Origin of the sequence: Aeromonas sp. QDB23 (assembly GCF_027707745.1) — a bacterium.
Classification (GTDB): Bacteria; Pseudomonadota; Gammaproteobacteria; order Enterobacterales; family Aeromonadaceae; genus Aeromonas; species Aeromonas allosaccharophila.
In genome coordinates, this window is sequence record NZ_JAPCJA010000033.1 from 32545 (window position 1) to 55706 (window position 23162).

Here is a 23162-nt window from a genome sequence, read left to right on the forward strand (position 1 = left end):
GATAAACAAAGAGCCGGCAAATTGCCGGCTCTTCTTTTTTTACGCTTCACACCCACTATCAGGGGTGCTGGATGATCAGGCTATGTTGATCTTCCAGCATGCTCTGCAGGATATCGTGGGACGAAGTACCGCTAAGATTCCAGCTGGTCAAATCCACATCCTTCAGAGTGATCTGCTGGGTCACATGACCATCCCCGGCTGGCGCCACCGAGAGGTTCACATCGCTCAGGCCATTGCTCCCCGTGGTCACCGAGGCAGAGAGGTGATTGAGCAGATCATCGACATGGCTGCCGCTCACCCCTTGCAGCATGTCGGCCAGATCGATCTTGTCCCCCTGTTCCGGATGGAAGTCGGTGATGGTATCGATCGCTGGCTGACTTTCACTCCCCTCATCCCCGTGCTGCCAAACGAAGAGATCGCTGCCAGCCTCGCCGGTGAGGATGTCGTTGCCATGGCCCCCCAGCAGACGGTCATCACCGGAGGAGCCAAACAACCAATCCCCCTGATCGGAACCGACCAGCTCATTACCACTCTGGCCGTGCACCGTGATGGTCTCAAGGGGCGTGCTGACGGTTGAACCGCCAACACTCGACTCGGCACTGATCCCCAACACATGCTCACCGTCACCAAAACCGCTGAAGAAGAGCGGAACCGAGTGATCGGCCGGGATCAGCCAGTCACCATTGCCATCGGCATGACCGACGCTCTGGCCATGCTCGTCCTGCACCTGTGCCCCATCCAGACCGCTGATGCGGATGGAGAGCTCACCGGTGGCCGGATTCACCACGCTGGCGTTGATGCCAAGAGGGATAACGGCCCCCTGCAAGGCATGGAACGCATGTTGATCCACAGTCAGATTCGGCATATCCGGCTCAGCCGTGACCGTGATGGCCACCTGATCGGTGTCACTCAGCGGGCCACCAGCACCGCTGTTGCCTTGATCAGAGGTAGTGACAGTGAGCGTGTCCTGCCCCCAGAAATCGTTGGCCGGTTCATAGTGCAGGTTGCTTGCCAGCAACTGGTTGAGATCGGCCAGCGACCCCACCAGGGAGATCTCGCTGGTACCCGCCCCCTGCACCACCACGGCCCCCGTCGCGCCCAGCAGGGTCAGCACACCATGCTCGACCCGCAGCACCATGGAGACTGGCGCACTGCCTGCATCCACATCCTTCACGCTGACGCCGGAGAGCGACAGGGAGCCATCCTCCTTCACCGTCATGCTGCCAGGCAGCTGATTGACCGGGGCATCGTTGACCGGCTGCACTTCGATAGCTACCACGTCGGTATCGCTCAGCGCGCCGCCGCTACCACTATTGCCAAGATCATTGGTCACCATGGTGAGCTGATCCTGACCATTGAAGTCCTGTTCACCCTGATAGGTCACCCCACCGGACAGCAGCGCATTGATGGCATCCAGCGGACCGCTGAGCACCAGCATCCCGCTCCCGTTGCCGGTCACCGTCACCCCGCTGCCCGCCATCAGGTTGAGGGTGCCATGCTCGACCGAGAGACGAACTTCGATGGGACTGCTGCCCGCATCCACATCTTTCACCTGCAAGCCGTGGATGACGAAGGGCTGATCTTCCACTGCAACTAGTGGGGTCGTTGGCAATACGTTGATTGGCGCATCGTTGACCGGGCTCACATCCACACGGATGGTGCCATTGACCTCGGGGCCAAGGGCGCCGTTGTCGAGGCTCTGGGCCGTGATCTTGAGATCCAGCGCACCGTTGGCATCATTGGTCACCAACTCGACAGCGCCAAGCTTGCCCCCCTCGGTGGTCACCTGCCAGCGACCGCCACCCAGATCAATAACCGTCCCCGCCACGCCATTTGGCAAGCGGATCTGGGCACCATCAGGCACCCCTTCGATGGTGACCCGCACCTGCTCGGGCTTGTTCTCATGCACATTACCCGCACTGCCGCCGGTTGGCTGGGTATCCCGGGTCTCCAGCCCCAGATCCAGGGTGATCACATCCCCCTCGGTGCCACTCGCCTGATCCTGAATATCGGCGATGATGGCATCCCCCACCGGCGTCACGGTGACGGTAAAGCTGCCACTGGTTTCGAGCGGAATGGTGAGCCCCTTGTCCAGGGTAAATGCACTCAGCGACAGCTCCACGGTGCCGCTGAAGTCAGCTGGCGGGATCAGGGTAAGCTTGGAGAAATCAGTCCCCACCGGGATCTGCCAGACGCCGCCGCCATTGTTGACCGCCGGAGCAGACAGGGTGAAGCCATCCGGTACCCCCTTGATCTGCAGCGCCACTATCTGCTCGGAGCCATCATTGTCGATCAGGGTCGCGCCTAGCCCGCCGAGGTTGACTGTGCCATCCTCGCTCCCCGTGACACTGTGCAACGTGAGCTGGGCCGGATCGTTGACCGGTTTGATCTCAAATTCTGCATGCCCGTTCCAGCTGGCTTGCGCCGTGCCGGTGGTGGCGGTATCGAGAATATCGACCTGGATATCGAGCGGCACCTTGCCGCTAAAGTGCTCTTTGGGCACAAACACCAGATCTTTAAGCGCCGACACTTCGTTGACCACCAGGGTGGTCAGTGGCTGGTTGCCGACCAGGAAATAGCCGAACTTGGGATCGACGGTGATGGTCACCGCCTCCACCGTCTCGAGACCGCCGTCAGCCACGCTAGGACTGATATCAGCCAGTTTGACCGAGAGATCGAGGTGGATCTCGGTGTCTTCCAGGTTGCTGGGCTGACCGTTCACATCCTTGACCTGCAGCGTCAGCTCGGGCTGACCATCCTGGCCACCATTGATATCTACTTCCGGAGTGATGGAGAGAGTGACTTGCTTCTCGACCAGCTTGGTATCGCCGCTGGTGGTATCGGTATTAACGACTCGCACGTTCAGATTGAGTGTGCCGGCGTAATCAGTGGGTAACCCCAATGTCAAATTCTCCAGACCACTCAGACTGGTCGGCAGTTTGATCAGGTATTCGCCATTGACGAAGTCGTAATTGAGCCCCTGCAGAGTGACTCCCGGCGGGAGCCCTGTGATGACAATACTCACTTCATCGTGGTTACTGTCCTGGCTCGCAATCACAATCTGCGACTTGAGCTGAGCCCCGAGATCGACAACATGATCCTCAACCCCGACTACGGCAGCAGGTTGGAATATGATCTGGGCTGCCTTCTCATCGGTCGCATTGGCAAAGATGAAGATTGCCGACACGGGCATTTCACGAACCACGGGAACACTGATATCTCCGTCATCGCTGTAGTCCAGAATCCGAGCACTGACCTTGAAATTAACCCGGCCGGTAAAGCCATCCGGCGCCTGCAAGCTGTAATTGCCCAGATTGCCTGCCGGAACAGTCCAGTTGCCCTTACCATCACTGATACCACCATTAACGACAAATCCCGGGGGCAAATCGCTGATCACCAGATAGTCGATCCGCTCACTGCTGCTGGGATCGCGGTCGTCAAAACTGAATGCCCCAACCAGATCCACCGGTTGATCGAGGAAGCCAAAGAGGAGGGGGTTGTCTATCTGCAACTCGCCATCGGGTTCGACCACCGCCTGAATATCGACGTGCAGATTGCCGTCGATCACCTTCTGGGCCACGGCCCCCGAATCCACATCATGCTGGGTCACGGTGACATGGCTCTGGATGGTGGTGTCCCTGTCGCTATCTTCCGGCGCTTTCACCAGCAGTTGGCCGCCGTTTAACAGGCTCCGCAGATCTGTGTCACTCAAGTCCACCGTACCGCTGTTCACGGTGAGCTGGGTATCGACCCCGCCCACCCGGATCCAGATCTCGTAACCGGGCTCGATGCCTGAGAGGCTGAGGTGCGTCACCTTCTCGGCGCCATCGCTCAACACCGGATGCCAGTCCAGCACCACAAACTGATCTTCAAGGCCATGGCTGGTCTTGCTGTAATCGGTGGCGTCGATCTCGGGCTCAATCTTGATATGCAGCGGCACATCGAAGCTCTTGCTGTCGCCGTCGTTTTCAGTCACCACCACCTTGGCGATCAGGTTCAAATCCGCCGTGCTATTGTGGGGCGGCTGGATCACCAGATTGCCAAGATCCGACACATCGACCTGATAGGTCGGCTTGCCATGAGCATCGAGTCCGGCAAAGGTGAGCATCAGCTCCTTGCCGCTGGCATCAAATACCCTGGCCCCTTCCGGCAGGCCACTCAGCACCAGGTTAAGGCTTTCCGAGCTGTCTAACGGGGTCTCCGCCAGTTCACCGGACACCAGCTTGAAGTTGAGCGGCGCTTTGCCATCCTCGGCCACCGTAATGGCATAGCCAGCGCCTTCAGACACCCAGCCTGTACCACCCAGTTCAAAGTGAGGTTGATCGACCACCCCCACCAGATCCACATGAAGTGTCTGACCAGCGGTCTCTTTCTCGTTGACCACGGTATGGGTCTGGCCACTGGCATCGGTCAACGTCGCCGTGTCTTTCACCACCCCCTTGATGGTGAGATCAAAATCGACGTTGCTGTTTTTCGGTGGTTGCAGCGTGAGTTCGCCAATACGATCAAAAGGAACCTCATAGTAACCCGCCGCGTTCTGCGCCACGGCGGCGCCACCCAGCAACAAGGTTGCACCGGCCGGCAGGCCGCTGATGCGCACGAACATGCTCTCGGAGCCATCGAGTTTGTCGCCCAAATGGGCAAGGGAGATCTTGCTACCCAGATCGAGCTTGGTGTCTTCCTTGCCCTGAATATCACGAATGGTCAGCTTGGTGTCATCTGCCACCGGATTGACGTTGATCACCAGATCAATTTTGTCTCCCTGCGCCGTGCCCTGACCCTGAGCGATCGGGTTCTTCTCGGTGCTGATCGGCGTCACCGACAGCTTAATGTCACCACTGAAATCCTTGCCCGGAACCACAGTCACCTTGTTGATGTTGCCGGCCGAAACGGTGTAGATGCCACTGCTATTTGGCTTGAGCTCGGCACCGTTGAGCATCAGGGTTCCCTTGCCCGCTTCCAGCTTGATCTGGTAGGTCAACGTCTCGGAGTTGTCGGTGTCAGTCAGGCTCGCCTTGACGTCCAGCTTGATACCTGTGCTGTCTTCATTGGTGTCATAGTGGCGAGTGGTGTTGGTTGTGTCCCATATCGGCTTGTCGGCCACACCGCGCACCGTCACAGCCAGCTCGCCCGTTACGGCCGCAGGTGCCGCGCCTTCGGTGACGCCGACCTGCAGCTGCACCTGGAAGTGCAGTGGTTGACTGCCATTGCTCCAGCTCGACCAGTTGCTTGAGGGCACAAAGGTCACCCCCTGAGTGGTGTAGTGAACATTGTCACTGGTCACCATGGCCGCTGGCGGCACGATAAACCACAGGCCATCAGCCGTGGTGGTGAGGGCAACGCCGTTGTAATAGAAGGTGCCATGGGCATTGGGGGGCGCCTGAATCAGGAGCTGATCCACATGCTCGCCGCGATCGAAATCGCCAATATCGAGCTGCATGTCGATAGGTATACCCTGCCTATGGTCTTGCGCCCCCTGATCCTCATTGCCAATCGCCGCCGTGACGGTAAAGTGCACCGCTTCATCCTGCAGATTGAGGGTCAGGGTGCTGTCTGCACGATCGCCATCGCCATCCACCAGATGAGCTGTCACCACCTGACTGAGCTGGCTTTCGTCGTGATTGAAACCAGCTGCAGGACCGAAGGTATAAGAGCCATCGGCGGAGATGGTCAGTGACCCCATCACCTGCTTGCCATCTGGGCTCATCACATCTTGTGTCAAAGAGCCATTGATGACGTACGTCTGGCCATTGATGGTGATCGACTCGACACGGGCACCATCCGCACTTTCATTGACGGTAGGCAGCAGATCGCCGGTCACGGCACTGCTCCCCTCGCTCAGGGTATGAGCCAGTACAGTGCCGATAGGCATGTCATCCTGCACGGTCACGGTCACACTGACGTTTGGGCTGCGATCGCCGTCATGATCGGTGACAAAAAGCGGCACTTCGATGGCCAACTCATCCTTGCCCTGTGCACCGTGATCAAGCTGGCCGACCAGATAGACGCTGTAACTGCCGTTAACTTCGAGGTGGACCCAGAAAACGGGCTTGCCCCCCTCGGCCGTAGCCAGATACCAGCCGGTGCTATGTGCAGCCAGCGTAACCGCTTTGCTACCCGACGTGAGGTGATTGGCCTGATTGAACGCAACCACATCCAGTTCAAGGGAGGCAACCCGATCCGAACCGGCAGTGATGGTCACCTTACCGCCATCGGTTTCTCCACTCTCTGCTGGTGTGGTCCCCGGATGCTGACCGTTCACTGCATCGAGATCCGACTCCTTGACGGTGACCCTCTCGATAGAAGTGATCACGGGATCGGCGGCATCGGTAATCACGGCGGTAGTACTGCCAGTAATCACGCTGCCGTCGCTGTCGGTCACCTTGACCGGCAAGGTCAGTTCCAGCTTGTTGTCGGCACCATGATCCAGGTTGGTATGCACAGTGACCTGATAATCGATAGTCGCGCTAGTGTGAGCGGCGATGTTGGCGGGGACGGTCGGGATGGACACCGTCATCACTACCAGACCGCCGCTGGTCACTGCCTGGAAGGTGTGACCATCCGTGCCAACCGCTTTCCAGGTCAGGGTTTCGCCGTTATGGGTGATGGGCTTGCCGCTGGCATCCATGACCTGACCGGAGAGCGTCAGTCGCACATCAGTCACCGGATCCGAGTCGGCTTTGATAGTGATCTTGCCGCTCGCCTGTTGATCATCGCCCGCCGAGTTGGCGCCATCGAAGCGCCCTTCGCTTAAGGTGACGCCTGTCAGGGTGAGGGTAGGTTTCTCCCCTTCCCCTATCTGGATATTGAGGGTACCACTGGTGCTGTCGTTATTACCGCCCGCCTTGTCGTAATCGTTGACGCTCACCTTGATGGGCAGTTCGGTCACGGCGTTGCCGCCTTGATGGAGCCCTTGATAGAGGGTGACCTGATAGTCAAAGCCGTTCTTGCCCGCCTGATCTAGGCTGCCAACCAGCTTGACCTCGAACACCTCGACCCGCAGGCCATCCACCATCACATAGCCCTTGATCAGCTGGCTACCGGGGATAGCGCTATTGCCATCAACCAGCTCGTACTGCACCGGTTTACCCAAGGCAGTCAGCGCAGGCTGTTCGTTGGCATCGGCAAACGCCACCTCAACGACCCGGTCCGACCCAGCTTGCACGTCAAAGTGACCGGTTTGGCTCAGGCTATTGCTGCCGGTGAGGTTCCCCTCATCCAGGGTCACACCAGCACCCGGGATAAAGCTCGGTGCCTTGCCATCCGCAATGGTGAGCGGCAGCGTGGTACCGATACGATCGCCATCCTTGTCGGCAAGGGTAATGGCAAGCGGCAGGTTGAGGGATTCGCTCCCCTTGTGATCCAGCTCGCCGCTCAGGGTGACCTTGGCAGTCACGCTCCAGTTACCGTTGTTGTCGCCCAGACTCAGTTCGGCGCGCAGCACCACCTGCCCACCGGCGGTTCCGACCAGCTGGCCGGTTGCGGGGTCAACGGCGAAAGTGACCGGGTTGCCGTGACTGGTGAGTCCAGTCAGAGTGCTCTGGATTTTGGCGATGTCAAAGCCAAGGGAACTGGCGTCGAGGGCATCGCTGCCGTGCGCGACCGAGAAACTCATGGTACTGACGGCGGCCGCCTCCCCTTGCGCTATCTCGGTCATCATGGTGCCGGTCACGGCGGAGATGGTCGGGTTGGCGCCATCACCTACCGCCACGGTCATGGTGGAGTGGACCTTGTCGCCATCGCTGTCGAGCAGGGTAAAGCCCGCCTTGAGCAGGCTGTTGGCACTGCCCTGATCCAGCGGTTGATGGAGGGTAAAACTGTATTTGCCATCGCTACCGAGGGTCAGCTCAAACACCAGCGTGCCATCGGGGGTATGCCCCTCGATACGATGATCGGCCACCGTGATGGTCACGACCTGCTTGCCCGAGGTGAACCCTTGCAGATCCGGCTGATTGGCATCGAAGGTGATGTTGGCTAGCGGATCGCTGCCCGCCGTGATGGCCAGATCGCCCGACAGAGTCTGGCCATGCTGCCAGTTGCTATCTTCGGTCAAGGTGAGGGAGACAGGGCTTACCTGCGGCAAGGCACCATCGGTAATGGTGATATTGAGGGTGCCGAGATTGCTCTTGTCCCCGTCAAAATCGGAGCCCTGTACCTTCAAGCCAAGGTTGAGGCTGTTGGTCGCCTCCGGCTCGTCAAACACACCGGTCAGGGAGACGCTGTATTTGCCATCCAGCCCGATGGTAACGGCGAGGATCGGCTTGCCCTGCCAATCCTTGACGATCAGCTGGTTATCTTGAACCTCATAGGTTGTCGCCTTGCCCTGGCTGGTGAGCCCCGCCAGCGCAGGTTGGTTGGCCTCAAAGTTGAGGGAGACCAGACGATCGCTGCCCACCGTCACCGGTAGCTGACCATCGATGCTCTGGTTGTCGCCTTCTTGCAGGGCGACCCCCTTGTCGATGCCCAATGCGGGATCACTGCCATCATTGACGGTCAGCGTCAGGTTGGCGCTGGTGCTGTCGCCATCGATCTCTTTGGCGCTCACCTGCAAACCGAGGGAAAGCGTGTCGCTACCCTGATGATCGAGCGGGCCGGTGAGGGTGACCACCACCCGACCAGCCAGATCGCTGCCCTGCTGCTCCGCCGTCAGCTCGGCGCGCAGCACCTCCACCCGTTGGCCACTGCCATTCTGGTAGTAACCCACCAAGGTGCGATCATCGGCAAACTCGAACGTCAGCGGATGGCCATCACTACCCAGCCCGGCACCGTTGAGAGTGGCCAGGGTCTGGCTCTGGTTGCTGAACACCAGCGAATCCACCAGCAGGGGATCGGCGGTGTGTTTGACCACAAAGCCGCTCTCGCCCACCACGGCGGCGCCGTTGGTAAAGGCATCTTCGGTCAGGGGAATGGCCGGGATCTCGAAGCTGGGCGGATTGCTGTCCACCAGATTGATCACCAGCGGAGCCTTCACCAGATCGCCGTCGCTATCGCGATATTCGAGGTTGAACGGCAGACGCAACGCGTCCTGGCCGTGATCCAGACTCTGACTCCAGACGATGCGGTAGCTGCCGTCATTGTTGAGGGTCAGGGTAAAGACAGTCGCCCCACCGGCGGTGGCGGTCAGGGTCTGACCATTGATGGTGTAGCCAAGGGGTGCACCATGGCTGACGAGCCCCATCCCTTCCAAGGCACTCTGATCAGCGGCGAACTGGACTTGCAGATTGCCATCCTGACCGGCCCCGGTATTGAGGCTGCCGGTCGCGGTGATCGGCCCATCGGCCAATCCGGCTTCGGAGAGCGTCAGGGTCTCGCTCTGACCGATCAGCGGCGCACCATCGCTGGCACTGTTGCCCGCCAGATCGGTGACGCTGGCTCGCACTTCAAAGGATTGCTTGATGCCGGAGAGATCAAGGCCGCTCACCTGCCAGCGGCCATCGGCCCCCACCAGTGCAGAGGTGGTCAGCAGCGGCTGGCCATTGCTGTCGACAAGCGTAATGGTGACGCTTTGACCCGCTTCCACATTGCTGGTGGAGCCGCTCAGGGTGGCACTGCCGTTACCAAACAGGGCGGTGGCATCGAGATCATCGATATCGATGAAGGCCCGGGTATCGACATTGATAACGAGGGTATCGCTGGCGCGGTTGCCGGCAATATCCACGGAATTGACCTGAAACTGGTACTGGCCATCGGCCAGGGTCTGCGGCAGCTGATATTGCCAGTTACCGGCGGCATCCACCGTCAGGACGGTGAGCACGCTGCCGCCAAGGCTCAGGGTCACGGTGGCGCCGGGCTCCCCCTTCCCTTGCAACAGCGGGGTATTGTCACGGGTCAGATCATCGGTCTGGCTGGCACCGGTGTCGCTCTCATCGGCAAGATCCAGGGTAATGGTGGTGATGGTATCGAGCAGGGTCTGTCCGGTGTCGCTGGCGTTGTTGCCCTCCTGATCCTGAGTATTGGCCACAATCTGCAACGGGCCATCCACCAGCTTGCCGGTCACATCGCCAAAATTCGCTTCCCACACCAGACCGGGCAGCACCACTGTCGTCACCGTCAATGAATTGCCCGCCTGATCGATAAGGGTGACTGTGATCGGTTGGCCCACCTCCACATCATCCACCACACCACGAATGATGACGCCCACCGCTTCATCGGCGTTGATGATGTTGTCGCTGGTTTGGGGTTCGGTGATGGTGATGGCGGCAAAGAAATCGCGCTCTTCAGCAAACAGCTGCTCGTCACCTGCTGGCTGAACGGCGTGATCAGTATCAAACCCGGCCTCGGCCAGGGTGGCATCATTGGTACGGTCGACCACCACAAAACCACCCGAGCTTGAACCGGCCACACCACCGATATTACCCGCTGCTGCGGCTGCGTTGCCGGCTGCGGTCTCCTGGAACAATTCGGTCGGGTCAATCCCCTGACGGATTGCCTCTTGCAACGAGGCCAATTCCGGATCAGCTAGTTGTCCAACAGCAGCCAGTGTGGCTGGCTCAGGTTTGGCGGCAACCGCTTGCTCGCCTGCGGTATCACTGCCCGGCTCGGCTAGCTGAAAATGACCCCCTTGAGCGGTTTGCAGGCGGTCCCCCGGCTGCAACGCCATCCCCACCTTTGCTCATATGACAGATCCATCTGCACTGATGACAAACACGGAGCCCTCGAGTTGGGTGATCACCGTGGACTTTTCAATTTGCAACTCAGCCATACAACCTCCAGCAAAACCGTAACTACCAACATCAGTACCCACAGGATACTTGTCTGTTCAATAATCATACCGCACCAGACTGCGTGGGTCTTTTCGCTATTTTCGACAAAAATCGCCATAAAATGGCCATTACTTACAACATTGTGCATCTCACCGGCTTTTCTAAACGAAATGAGATTTGGATGACCCCAATCACATCACCTTTATTAACATGTCTGTCAGCCACCATGTGACCATTTCTGTCATTTGACGAGAAATCTGCTTAGAACCTCGATGAGCGAACCATAATCCGAAGACCAGAAAAGCCCATACTGCAACACTGTGATTTTGCATATATATAGACAGTTAAATGCATGGGTAATTGCCAGGCATTCTGAATCATACCGGTAACAACCAGGATACGTAGCAAAATGGCACATTCGTGACGGTATCCATCAAACACCCGCCATCATATGTTCAGCCGTTAACAAGGAGTTGAGTTTTCATAAAATTTAATCCAGATCTCATTTCAACGATCAATCCTGCGTACCAATTGATCTGGCACAACTCTCCCTCCGATAAATCATCATTAAATTTACCTATTTGTTAGGGTAGATCTCGAGTAATCACATATTACGCGGTTTTATTCACCGCCAATCAGACATCTGCCCACCCCGCCCAATGGGGATGAAATCCACGCAACAAGATGGAATTGGGCAGTTCAGGACATTTATCTGGGAGTGATAAACGTGGGTTCACAACACAGACAGACCAAATTGGGCCTCGCCGCCCTGCTGCTGACCAGCTGGCTTGGCGCCAGCGACTGGGCACAGGCTGATGAAGCAACCACCAAGAGCAAGATAGAGGCGCGCAGCGAGCTGTTCGCCAAGGATCACGCCGATCAGTTCACCAGCTGGAAAGGCACCAGCGAGAGCCGCGAGCGCACCGACGCCCTGGCGGAAGATCCACAGATGGTGGTGCTCTGGGGCGGTTACCCCTTTGCCAAGGATTACAACAAGCCGCGCGGCCACTTCTATGCGCTGACCGACGTGCGGGAAACCCTGCGTACCGGCGCCCCCAAGACCGCCGAAGACGGTCCGCTGCCCATGGCCTGCTGGAGCTGCAAAGGCCCGGACGTGGCCCGCGTCATCGACGAGAAGGGTGAGGATGGCTACTTCAAGGGGATGTGGGCAAAAGGCGGCCCCGAGATAGTCAACACCATCGGCTGCGCCGACTGCCACGACACCGCCTCGAAAGAGTTCAATGAGGGGAAACCCGCCCTGCACCTCTCCCGTCCCTATGCCGACCGGGCCATGACCGCCATCGGCAAGCCGTTCAAGGAGCAGGGGCGCTTCGATCAGCAGTCCCAGGTGTGCGGCCAGTGCCACGTGGAGTACTACTTCAGCGGCCCCACCAAGGCGGTGAAATTCCCCTGGGACAAGGGCACCACAGTTGAGCAGATGGAGCAGTATTACGATGAAATAGGCTTTGCCGACTGGACCCATGCCCTCTCCAGGACCCCCATGCTCAAAGCCCAGCACCCCGAGTACGAGACCTGGCGCGCCGGCATTCACGGCCAGAACAACGTCGCCTGCGTCGACTGCCACATGCCCAAGGTGCAGAACGAGCAGGGCAAGGTCTACACCGATCACAAGGTGGGCAACCCCTTCGATCGCTTCGACCAGACCTGCCGCAACTGCCACACCCAGAGCAAGGATATGCTGCAAGGGATCGTCAAGCAGCGCAAAGAGGCAGTGATCGAAACCAAGCTGAAGGTCGAGAAGCAGCTGGTGCACGCCCACTTTGAAGCCAAGGCCGCCTGGGATGCCGGCGCCACCGAGACCGAGATGAAGGATATTCTGCAGGACATCCGTCACGCCCAGTGGCGCTGGGACTACGCCATCGCCTCCCACGGGGTGCAGATGCACGCCCCCGAAGTGGCCCTCAAGGTCCTTGGCAGCGCGCTGGACAAGGCCGCCGATGCCCGTACCAAGCTGGTGCGCCTGCTGGCCACCAAGGGGATCAGCCACGAGATCGCCATCCCTGACATCTCCAGCAAGGAGAAGGCCCAGGCCGCCCTTGGCATGGACATGAAGCAGATGAACAGCGACAAGGCCCAGTTCCTCAAGACCACAGTCCCCGCCTGGGATGCCGAGGCCAAAGCGGCCGGACGGCTCGCACAATGACGAGGCATGCGGGCCCGCAGTGTCGGGCCCGCAGCCGGATGGAGGCTTCCTATGGGTGATTTAACAATGGATTTCTTACGACTGATGCTGATGGCAGCCATGCTGCTCACCAGCCTGCAGGGCCAGGCGGCCGATGCGGCAACCGCCCCTGCACCGACTACACATGAAGTGGAATTTCTGCGCAGTGCCGACAAGGCCTGCACCGACTGCCACAAGGAGCAGGTCGAAGGCATGCACGGTAAACACGGCCAGGCGACCAACCCCAACAACCTGGCGCCGGTCACCTGCACCAACTGCCACGGTCAACCCTCCCCCCAACACAGGGAAGGGGTCAAGGATGTGATGCGCTTTAGCGACAGCTTCAATGACAAGCAAAGCGCCCTGGCAGACAAGCAAAGCGGCTTGGCAGAGAAGCAGAGCACCGAGAGCTACCCCATCGCCGAGCAGAACGGGGTCTGCATGAGCTGTCACGAGCCCAAACCGCTGCGCGAGGCGCTCTGGGCCCACGACGTGCACGCCACCAAGCTCACCTGCACCAGCTGCCACCAGCTGCACCCTGCCAAGGAGCCCATGGTGGCGATCCCGGAGAAGTCCCGCATCAAGCTCTGCGTCGACTGCCACAGCAAGCAGCATGAAGCCGTCAAGGCGGCCAAGGCGAACACCACCTCGGGCAAGGAGGCACAATGAGCTGCTCTCGCCGTCACTTTATGGCGGGGATGAGCGCGGGGGCCCTTATCATGATGACAGGGACTGCTCGTGCCAACACCCGCTCCCTTGCCACCCCCCTCGCCCACAGCCAGACCATCGACGGGATCCGCTACGGAATGATCCACGACGAGACGGCCTGCATCGGCTGTACCGCCTGCATGGATGCCTGCCGGGAGGTGAATCAGGTGCCAGAGGGGGTCTCGCGGCTCGAGATCATCCGCTCCGGCCCCATCGGCACCTTCCCCGATGCCGAATACCACTTCTTTCGCAAGTCCTGCCAGCACTGCGACAACGCTCCCTGCGTGCACGTCTGCCCCACCGGTGCCTCCCATATCCGCAAGGAGGATGGCATCGTCGACGTCAACCCGGATCTCTGCGTCGGCTGCATGTACTGTCTGGCCGCCTGCCCCTATCAGGTGCGCTTTATCAACCCAGTGACCAAGGTTGCCGACAAGTGCGACTTTTGCCGCAAGACCAACCTGGCGGCGGGCAAGGAGCCGGCCTGCGTGGAATCCTGTCCCACCAAGGCGCTGGTGTTCGGCAATCTGGATGACCCGGACAGCCCCATCGCCAAACGGCTGGTGAAGGAGACCACCTATCGCTACAAGCAGGCACTCGGCACTTCGCCCAAGATGTACCGCGTGCCCAAAGGGGAGATAAAGTCATGACGATGCAAGAGGCGTTTCACTTCCCTTCCCTTGTCTGGGGATTTGCCCCATCGCCATCTACCCCGGCAATAATCGATGGAGGGAATGACCATGTGGCATGACGCATTTCACTTCCCTTCACTGGTCTGGGACTGGCCAATCGCCATCTATCTCTTTCTGCTCGGCATCTCCGCCGGGGCCACCTCCCTCTCGGTGCTGCTGCGCCGCAAGGGAGCCGGCAGCGAGAGCGGCATCATCAAGGCGACCGCCATTCTGGCGCCGGTGAGCGTGGTGCTGGGGTTACTGATCCTTATCTTCCATCTGGCCCGCCCCTGGACCTTCTGGAAGCTGATGTTCCACTACCAGTTCGACTCCGTGATGTCGATGGGGGTCATGCTGTTCCAGGTCTACATGGCGGTGCTGTTCGCCTGGCTGGCGGTGGTGTTTCGCTCCGAAATTGAGACCTTGCGCAGTCACCTGCTGCAAGAAAAGTTCGCCTTTGTGGATGGTCTGATCGCTTGGCTTGCCCGCATCGAGCGGCTGCTGGCGCCGCTGTTGCTGCTGCTTGCCGTGCTGCTGGGAGCCTACACCGGCTTTCTGCTCTCGGCGCTCAAGACCTATCCGCTGTTGAACAACCCGGTGCTGCCGGTGCTGTTCCTTATCTCCGGCGTCAGCTCCGGCATCGCCTCCACCATCTTGCTGGCGGTCACCCTGTTCAAGGAGAACCATCACAGCCAGGGGGTGAGCTTTGTGCATCGCTTCGAGCGGCCGGTGCTGGCGGTGGAAGTGTTGCTGCTGGTCTGCTTCTTTACCGGCCTCTACTTCGGTGGCGGCCAGAAGGAGGCCGCCATGTGGGCCGCCATCGGCAGCGGCTTCTGGGCTCAGGTGTTCTGGCTCGGGGTGGTGGGCATCGGCATGCTGCTGCCCCAGTTGCTGGCCCTGCTTGCTCCCGCACCGCTGCGGGCCAAAAACGGCTATCTGGTGCTGGTCTGCAGCCTGACCCTGGTGGGGATCCTGCTGCTGCGCTACTTCGTGCTCTACGCCGGCCAGATGACGGTAGTTTAAAAACCGGTTCACGCTCCTGTTGCGAGGCCGTGATCAAGGCTCATGTGCTGCTCGGAATCCTCATGTATTCACATACACTCCGGTTCCTGCGCTGCTCTTTACCTTGCTGACGACCTCTCACGACGGATCGTGAACCGGTTATTGAAAGCTGGGGATAAGCGCCAGCCGCCCTTCGGGTGACTGGCGCTTATTTGTGGCGATTGGTTGTTGCTAGGAATGTGGATGTTATCCCCCAGCGCCGGTACGGTGCAGACGCTGCGGCATAACATAGACGAATGATTGACTGGAGGTTATGTGCTGGCGGAGCTCGGCTATCTCTCACTGTTGCTGGCGACCGGGCTCGCCCTGCTGCAAGGCACCTTGCCCTGGCTGGGGCTTCGGCTCGCCTCACGCCCGCTGCTCGGCTGCGCAACACCGCTGGCCCTCCTGGTCGCGATCCTGCTCGGGGCCGCCCTGCTGCTGCTCGCCAGCTGTTTTGGCCTCGATGACTTCACCCTGGTCTATGTGGCCCAGCACGCTAACAGCGCCCTGCCCCTTGGTTTCAAGCTGGCTGCGGTATGGGGCGGCCATGAAGGCTCCATGCTGTTCTTCGTCTTTGCGCTGGGGCTGTGGGGCGCCCTGGTGGCCCTTTGCTCGAAGCCGGTCGATCCGCTCATTACAACCCGGGTCTTGGCCATCATGGGGCTGATCGTCGGGCTGTTCGGCCTCTACACCCTGATCTTCTCCAGCCCGTTTGACCGCCAGTTCCCGGGGCCGCTGGAGGGGCGTGATCTCAACCCCATGCTGCAGGACATCGGCCTCATCATCCACCCGCCCCTGCTCTATCTCGGCTACGTCGGCTTTGCGGTCAACTTCGCCTTCGCCATGGCGGCGCTGCACTCGGGTCGGCTCGATGGCGCCGTTGCCCACTGGAGCCGCCCCTGGGCACTCGGCTCCTGGGTGTTTCTTACCGCTGGCATCGTGCTGGGCTCCTGGTGGGCCTATTACGAGCTCGGCTGGGGCGGCTGGTGGTTCTGGGATCCGGTAGAAAACGCCTCCCTCTTGCCCTGGCTGCTCGGCACCGCCCTGCTGCACGCTCTGGTGGTCTGCGAGAAACGCGGCGCTTACGGCCACGCCGTGCTGCTGCTCTCCATCTTTACCTTTTCGCTGAGCCTGCTCGGCACCTTTGTGGTGCGCTCGGGGGTGCTCACCTCAGTACACGCCTTTGCGGTCGACCCCAGCAGCGGCCTCACCCTATTGCTGCTGCTCGGCTTGCTATTGACCTGCGCCCTCACCTTGTTTGCCCTGCGGGCGGACATTCGCGCACCCTATGCCCGCTTTGGCTTGCTGTCAAAAGAGGGGCTGCTCGGTTCCACCATCCTGCTGCTCAGCGTGGCCTGCGCCAGCGTGCTGCTCGGCACCTTCTACCCCATGGTGTTCCAGTCCCTGCATCTGGGCTCGCTCTCGGTGGGCGCCCCCTATTTCAATACCATCTTCGTGCCGCTGACCCTCTGCCTGATGGCGCTGATGACCCAGCTGCCGCGCCTGCGCTGGCAGCATCTGGCAGCTCAGCGCCGCATCAAGGTGCTGCTCCCATGCCTGTTCGGCCTGCTGGGGGGCGCCTTGCTGAGCCTCGCCTATCCCGAGCCGCTGCGGGCAAGCTGGCTGGGGCTTGCGGCCAACGTGCTGAGCCTCTGGCTAATGGCCAGCCTGCTGCTCAATACCCCATGGCGCGAGCTGACCCTAAATCGACTAGGCAGCCTGCTCGCCCACCTCGGGGTGGCGGTGTGCGCCCTCGGGATCAATCAGGTGAGTCACCACAGTCAGGAGGGGGGCACAGTGCTTGGTGTCAACCAGCCCTACCAGCTAGGCGCGTTCGAGTTTCGTTATGAGGGGCGCGAGCCGGTGATCGGCCCCAACTACACCGCCGAGCGCATCACGCTTAGCGTGCATAAGGACGGTAAAGAGGTGGCGCGGCTCACGCCGGAGCGACGTCACTACAGCGTGCGCACCATGAACATGAACGAGCCGGGTATCGCGTGGGGAATGCTCGGAGATCTCTACGTGGTGCTCGGTGAGAAGATGGGGCCAGATGCCTATGCCATGCGGCTGCACTACAAGCCGCTGGTGCGCTGGATCTGGCTCGGCGGCCTGTTGATGATCGCGGGCGGCACCCTGCGCCTGCTCGCCCGTCGCCCCTTGCTTGCCTCCCGTTCCGTTGCGGTTGGCGCCTCCCATCACCGGCTCGAACAGGAGGCGTTATGAGATCCCGTCTTCGCCTCTTTCTTCCACTGCTGCTGACCCTGAGCCTCGGCACCCTGCTCTGGCTCGGCCTTGGCAATAATCCCTACAGCCAGGATGAGGCGACCCTGGGCCGCAGTTTGCCGGGCTGGCAAAGCGAGAGTTTGTTTGGCGGCGACCCCATCCATACCGAGACGCTCAAGGGGGAGCCCTTCGTGCTCAACGTCTGGGCCAGCTGGTGCGCCAACTGCCGCGCCGAACATCCGCTGCTCAGCGAGCTGGCAAGCACCGTGCCCCTCTACGGCCTCAACTACCGGGACAAGGGCGATGCCGCCCGCGCCTGGCTTATTCAGGCGGGCAACCCCTATCGCGCCGTGCTGGCGGATCCCGACGGCCGACTCGCACTGGAGCTCGGCGTCTATGGCACGCCAGAAACCTATCTCTTCGCCGGCGACGGCACCCTGCTGACCCGTCATACCGGCCTGCTCACCCGGGACATCTGGCAACGCCAGTTTGCCCCCCTGCTCGACAAGGCTCGAGCAGATGGGCAGATCAAGGCCGCCACAACGGCACCCGCGATTGCGCCATCTATTGCGCCGTCTATTGCAACATCAGCTCGGGAGACACAGCCATGATGTGCCGTTTTCTTGCCTGCGCCCTGCTGGCCTTCGGCATGCTGCTGAGTGCAACGGCATATTCCAGCGGGGTCGATACCTATCAGTTTCGCCACCCCGAGCTGCAGACCCGCGCTCAGGAAGTGGCCCGCGCCCTGCGCTGCCCCCAGTGCCAGAACCAGAATCTGGTGGAGTCCAACTCCCCCATCGCGCGGGATCTGCGACTCGAAGTCTACCGCTGGGTGGACGAGGGGCAGTCTGATGAGCAGGTGATCGCCCGCATGACGGAGCGCTTTGGCGATTTCGTCCGCTACGATCCTCCCTTCAAGAGCAGCACGGCGCTACTGTGGGGCGGTCCCCTGCTGCTGTTGGGGCTGGCGCTGTTGATCCTGTTTCGCCGCCTGACGCGCACAAAGGTGCAACCCATCCCTGCCGTTAAGGCCATCGTTGAGGCCCCCCCTCAGCCCGCCGCCGATCCGCGCAGCAAATTGAATTTGCAGATCATGCTCAGGGAGCAGGCAGGCCTCTCCCTAGACCAGCCACTCTACAGTGAGCTGAGCGCCGCCCGCCTGGCCAACGCCATCCCGGGAGCTGAGCTGGCCCTGCGCGCACAACTGGCCAGCCAGCATAACAATCGCGGCCGCAATAGCCGACACGGGCTGGCCTTGTTGCTGCTTGGCATCATGGCCATCACGGCCGTGGCCGCTGTGTATCTCAGCACCGACCGCTATCAGGCATGGCAGGCTTATCAGTCGCGCCCCGATCCGCTGGCGGGGTTGAGCCCGCGGGATCTGCAGGACAAGGAGCTGGGGAGTCTGCATCAGAAACTTCAGCGCAACCCCGCCGATCTCGACAGCTGGGCGGCGCTCGGCCAGATCTATCTCTATCGGGGCGAGTACGACAACGCCCTGCTCGCCTATCAGCGTCTTGCTCTGCTGGAGGGGGGCGCCAGCGCGGCGACCCAGGCCGCCCAAGCCACCGTGCTCTACTATCAGGCGGGCCAGCAGCTGACTCCCGAGGCAACCCGCCTGCTGGAGAGTGCCCTCAAGCAGGACGCGGGGGAAGTGAGCGCCCTGATGCTGCTCGCCTCCGATCACTTCCTGCATGGTCGCTACAGTCAGGCCATTGCCCTGTGGCAGCAACTGCTCGATGGCGAGCGCCCTCGCATCAACCGGGCCGCGCTGATCGAGGCGATCCAGACGGCAAGCATAATGGGCGGGTAACCCCTTGATTGAAAGAGGGTAATCGTGGTGATATGGCGCCGCGACCACGCAAGTGGCTCAGCCCCCTCTTTCAATAGACAAGGATGTCTGGATGCAACTCACCCTGTTAAACGACTCGGGCAAATTCGATGGGCTCGATGACACCATTACGCACGTTTTTGCCGAGACGGCGAACAAATTGAATGCCTTGTTCGATCTCTCCCAACTGGATGTCACCTTCAGCCCTTTTGCCGAGGGGGATGCCCCCGACTCGGGTATCGGTGGCTGGGCCATCAACATGTATCGAATAGAACTCCAGCTTGATCTGGAACGGCCTGATATCAAAGAGGTGATCATCACCGAATTGCCTGCCGTGCTGGCTCACGAAGTCCACCATATCGTGCAAAAGAAGAATAAGGTGGAAGCAGAAACACTGGCCGAAAACCTGATTTTTGAAGGGCTGGCCTGCTACTTTGAGCAGCGGTTCAATGGTGGCACACTCCCCTCGCTGTTCAAGGAGTCTCATCACCATGACTGGCAATCGCTCCTGGCAGAGATGACACCCCATCTATCCAGCAAGCAGTTCAACTATTTAGACTTTTTCTACTGCCGTGATAACCGGCCATTTCCCAAATATGCCGGTTACTGGGTGGGGTTCAATCTGGTGGCCAACTATCTGGCCAAGAGCGGCCTAAATGAAATAGAGGTCATGGGCCTACCCGCCGAAGCGTATTTCAATTAACACACTGTCACACTGTTCGTGGCTATCACAGAGCCCAAACCCGGAGAGAAGATCATGATCCCCATTCGCTGCAAGGCCGTCTCCGGCGTTGCCCTTACCACTGTCGATGGCGAAACAAAATTGCTGGTGATGAAACGGGTCAAGGGGGGCTTCTGGTGCCATGTGGCGGGCACGGTGGAGGCGGGTGAGACCGGCTGGCAGACCATTATTCGGGAGTTTGGCGAAGAGACGGGGATCAGGGTCACCGAACTCTACAACGGCCAGTATCTGGAGCAGTTTTACGATGCCACCTTGAATACGGTGGAGGTGGTGCCGGTCTTTGTAGTCTATTGCCCGCCCAATCAGGCGGTGACCCTCAACGACGAGCACACCGAATACCGCTGGTGTTCCCTGGCCGAGGCCAAGGCGCTGGTGAGTTTTCCCGGCCAGCAGGCGCTCTACGACCATATCTGGCACCATTTTGTCGACAATGCCCCCTCTCCCCTGATGCGGGTCGCGCTCGGCTGACGCATGCCGGAGCTGCGCGGCATGGTGGATGCTTGCGGTATTACTCGTTGGTCCCAACCAGCAGCGCAGGCATTGCCTGCCACACCCGTTCGGGGTCAAGCTCGGCAATGGCGGCGGCGATCAACTGCTCGCTCCAGCGACGATGCAGCAACCACATCCGCTGGCCCACCTCGCCGTCTGCCTTGGTACACTGCTTGGTGACATCGGCAGTGCGATAGAAATAGCGCACCAGAGTCGTGAGCTCCGGCTCGGGCCAGCGGCAGCCAAAATCACGCAGCAAGGCTGACCAGAACAGCACCTGTCCCCGCTCATGTTGCTGCTCGACAATTTGAAGATCGGGGATGAGATCCATGGCGTGCCACAAGGCGCCATAGCCGACAAAGCGGCGATCCAGTTCCTCCAGCGCCTCATCCAGCAGCACCAGCGCCTGCGGCCAACTCGTTGCCTCGATACGGATCTGTTGTTGCGCCTCACAGACCGCCGCCAGCCACCCCATGGCAAGGCGGCAGATGATCGCCTCCTTGTTGGGATAGAGGTGGTAGAGCGACTTGATCCCCACCCCCGCCCGATCGGCGATGGCGTTGGTATTGAGAGCAGTAAAACCCTGCTCCTGCAACAGGCTCAGGGTCGCCTCCTCGATACGGCTGGCCACCGCCTGGCTGCGCTGCTGTTTGGGTTGACGGCGCATGGCAAACGCCCGGGGTAACGGCCCCTCTGTCACAGACTCCTCTGACATACCTTCTCCCTGATTTGTTGGCCCATCGGCAACTTGACTTGTGTGTGCATCAACAAGCGTGATCTGCGCCTCACTCGCCACCGATTGATGTGACATGGTAAACAAAACGTTAAATATTTGCAGCGATTGCTGGCATTTTTTGACCAAGCAACCATAAAGAGATCGCACAATGTGCAGTAAAAACTGCACAAAACCCGCCCCTCAAGGAGATCACTGCATGGATTGCAAGGCATCACATCGTTCTTTCTCTCGCTCATTTTTGCTGCTCACGCCGCTGCTGGCCGCCACACTGGCGGGCTGCCAACAGACGCAACCGCCCACCGCCACGCGCACCCTCTACCTCAACGGCAAGATCCACACCCAGGATGGCCAGCGTCAGGTGGCTGAGGCCATGGTGGTGAGCGGCGACCAGTTCCTCTATGTCGGCAACCGGCAAGGGGCCGAGGCACTCAGAACGCCCGACACCCAAGTGGTCGATCTGCAGGGCAAGATGGTGCTGCCGGGGCTGCACGACAACCATATCCACCTGTTTGGCACGGTGGCGCTCGATATGTGCGATCTCGACGGCAAGCCGGTCAATCTCGGCGAGCTGGCGGCCAAGGTGAAGAGCTGCCTGCCCCGCTACGCCCCCAAGGCAGGCGACTGGCTGGTGATCAACCAGTGGTCCCCCTACGAGGGCAACACTCCCACCGCCGCGTATAAAACCGTGCTGGCAGCCCTCGATGCCGCAGCGCCCGACAATCCGGTGGTGCTGGCTGGGGTCGATGGCCACGCCAGCGCCTACAACTCGCGAGCATTGGCGCAGGCGACCGACCAGAGCGGCAAACCGGCGGGCTTCACCGCCGCCACCCTGGCACCGGGCGGCCTCTTTGCCCCCTTCAAACCCTATGTGGATCTCAATAGCGGCGTCATTCGCGAAGGGGCCCGCAGCGCCATTCCCTCCCCCGACAGCGGCCTGCTCAGCGCCCATGACGAGCAGGCGGCGAGCCAGTATCGCCAGATCCTGCCCGCCGTCTCGACCCTGATGGCCTCGCGCGGCATCACCAGTATTCAGGATGCCTGTGCCACCGACTTTATCCGCGATCGCCTGCGGGAGATGGAAGATAAGGGGCTGCTCAATATGCGGGTCACCGCCGCCACCTGTTTTCACGAGGATGACTACAGCGGCAAGCTCGATATCGGCGGCCATCTGGCCAAGGCGAACCGGGTGCGCGACCAGTTCGCTAGCGATCCCCTGATCAAGGCCGATGCGGTCAAGATCTTCCTCGACGGGGTACTGGAAGGGGATCCCTTCAGCACGCCCCCCTTCCTGCCCAACGCCGGTATGCTGGCCAACTACCAGACCCCCCACCTCGCCATGGATCAGGCAGGCGAGCAGGTCACCATCACCGCCAACAGCGAGGATGCCGGCAGCAATGGGCTGGTCAACTACCGCGCCGCCGATCTCACCCGCTACGTAGGGGAACTCGACAAGGCGGGTTTTGGCATCCATATGCACAGCATCGGCGATCGCACTACCCGCATGGCCCTCGATGCGCTGGAGGCGGCCCGCGCCAGCAACGGCGATCACGGCATCCCCCATACCCTCGCCCATCTGCAGGTGGTGCATCCGGACGATCAGCAGCGACTCGGCCAGCTTGGCCTCTACCTCACCTTCACCTACGCCTGGACCAACCCGCAGCCCGAATACGACATGCTGGTCACCCCCTTTATCCAGCCGACCAGCAAGGGACAGCACCTGCATGAGGCGATGTACGATCCCAAGGGGTATCTCAAGCCGACATTCCGCACCTGATTTAGGAATAAATTTGCCGATAGCGCTCACCCAATACCTCCAAAATGATCTGCTGGTCT

11 protein-coding genes and 1 pseudogene are annotated in these 23162 nt (G+C 60.3%); 10 read left to right on the forward strand and 2 right to left on the reverse strand.

Going from position 1 to position 23162, the window contains the following annotated elements; genetic code table 11:
- Positions 1–58: 58 nt before the first annotated feature.
- The gene (locus PG888_RS14485) at positions 59–10600 is read right to left on the reverse strand and encodes a retention module-containing protein (protein ID WP_270693613.1); all 10542 of its coding nucleotides are present in this window, start codon (positions 10598–10600) and stop codon (positions 59–61) included.
- An 830-nt stretch (positions 10601–11430) separates the two neighbouring features.
- Here PG888_RS14485 and nrfA point away from each other — a divergent pair.
- The 9 genes from nrfA (at position 11431) to PG888_RS14530 (ending at position 20572) form a co-directional block, all read left to right on the forward strand.
- A complete protein-coding gene (nrfA, locus tag PG888_RS14490; RefSeq protein ID WP_408778243.1) occupies positions 11431–12867 on the forward strand; it encodes an ammonia-forming nitrite reductase cytochrome c552 subunit in 1437 nt (478 codons plus the stop codon).
- A gap of 51 nt (positions 12868–12918) precedes the next feature.
- Positions 12919–13554: a cytochrome c nitrite reductase pentaheme subunit gene (gene nrfB / locus PG888_RS14495; protein WP_234662747.1), complete on the forward strand. Its 636-nt coding sequence runs from the start codon at positions 12919–12921 to the stop codon at positions 13552–13554.
- Positions 13551–14243, forward strand: a complete 693-nt coding sequence (nrfC, locus tag PG888_RS14500; RefSeq protein WP_234662748.1) for a cytochrome c nitrite reductase Fe-S protein — start codon at positions 13551–13553, stop codon at positions 14241–14243. The genes nrfB and nrfC overlap by 4 nt, the downstream gene beginning before the upstream one ends.
- 90 nt (positions 14244–14333) lie before the next feature.
- Positions 14334–15287, forward strand: a complete 954-nt coding sequence (gene nrfD, locus PG888_RS14505; RefSeq protein ID WP_270693626.1) for a cytochrome c nitrite reductase subunit NrfD — start codon at positions 14334–14336, stop codon at positions 15285–15287.
- 294 nt (positions 15288–15581) lie between these two features.
- Complete coding sequence (gene nrfE, locus PG888_RS14510; RefSeq protein ID WP_270693625.1) at positions 15582–17531, forward strand: heme lyase NrfEFG subunit NrfE; 1950 nt, start codon at positions 15582–15584, stop codon at positions 17529–17531.
- Entirely contained in the window at positions 17528–18142 is a 615-nt protein-coding gene (locus tag PG888_RS14515; protein ID WP_182937594.1) for a DsbE family thiol:disulfide interchange protein, read from the forward strand. Before nrfE ends, PG888_RS14515 begins: the two co-directional genes overlap by 4 nt.
- Positions 18139–19344, forward strand: coding sequence for a heme lyase NrfEFG subunit NrfF (gene nrfF, locus PG888_RS14520; RefSeq protein WP_182937595.1), 1206 nt, complete (start codon positions 18139–18141; stop codon positions 19342–19344). The genes PG888_RS14515 and nrfF overlap by 4 nt, the downstream gene beginning before the upstream one ends.
- A gap of 91 nt (positions 19345–19435) precedes the next feature.
- Complete coding sequence (locus PG888_RS14525; protein ID WP_182937596.1) at positions 19436–20065, forward strand: DUF2268 domain-containing putative Zn-dependent protease; 630 nt, start codon at positions 19436–19438, stop codon at positions 20063–20065.
- A 54-nt stretch (positions 20066–20119) separates the two neighbouring features.
- The gene (locus tag PG888_RS14530; RefSeq protein WP_182937597.1) at positions 20120–20572 is read left to right on the forward strand and encodes an NUDIX hydrolase; all 453 of its coding nucleotides are present in this window, start codon (positions 20120–20122) and stop codon (positions 20570–20572) included.
- A 40-nt stretch (positions 20573–20612) separates the two neighbouring features.
- Here the strand turns inward: PG888_RS14530 and PG888_RS14535 are convergent, their stop codons facing one another.
- The gene (locus tag PG888_RS14535) at positions 20613–21308 is read right to left on the reverse strand and encodes a TetR/AcrR family transcriptional regulator (protein WP_232093544.1); all 696 of its coding nucleotides are present in this window, start codon (positions 21306–21308) and stop codon (positions 20613–20615) included.
- 217 nt (positions 21309–21525) lie between these two features.
- Between PG888_RS14535 and PG888_RS14540 the strand changes: the two are divergent.
- Positions 21526–23082 (forward strand): annotated as a pseudogene (locus PG888_RS14540) (amidohydrolase); the annotation flags it as partial.
- Positions 23083–23162: the final 80 nt, after the last annotated feature.

Coding starts and splice junctions, on each gene's coding strand:
- PG888_RS14535 (WP_232093544.1), bottom strand. CDS start 21,308: ATGTCAGAGGAGTCTGTGACAGAGGGGCCGTTACCCCGGGCGTTTGCC.
- nrfC (WP_234662748.1), top strand. CDS start 13,551: ATGAGCTGCTCTCGCCGTCACTTTATGGCGGGGATGAGCGCGGGGGCC.
- PG888_RS14485 (WP_270693613.1), bottom strand. CDS start 10,600: ATGGCGTTGCAGCCGGGGGACCGCCTGCAAACCGCTCAAGGGGGTCAT.
- PG888_RS14515 (WP_182937594.1), top strand. CDS start 17,528: ATGAGATCCCGTCTTCGCCTCTTTCTTCCACTGCTGCTGACCCTGAGC.
- nrfB (WP_234662747.1), top strand. CDS start 12,919: ATGGGTGATTTAACAATGGATTTCTTACGACTGATGCTGATGGCAGCC.
- PG888_RS14525 (WP_182937596.1), top strand. CDS start 19,436: ATGCAACTCACCCTGTTAAACGACTCGGGCAAATTCGATGGGCTCGAT.
- PG888_RS14530 (WP_182937597.1), top strand. CDS start 20,120: ATGATCCCCATTCGCTGCAAGGCCGTCTCCGGCGTTGCCCTTACCACT.
- nrfD (WP_270693626.1), top strand. CDS start 14,334: ATGTGGCATGACGCATTTCACTTCCCTTCACTGGTCTGGGACTGGCCA.
- nrfF (WP_182937595.1), top strand. CDS start 18,139: ATGATGTGCCGTTTTCTTGCCTGCGCCCTGCTGGCCTTCGGCATGCTG.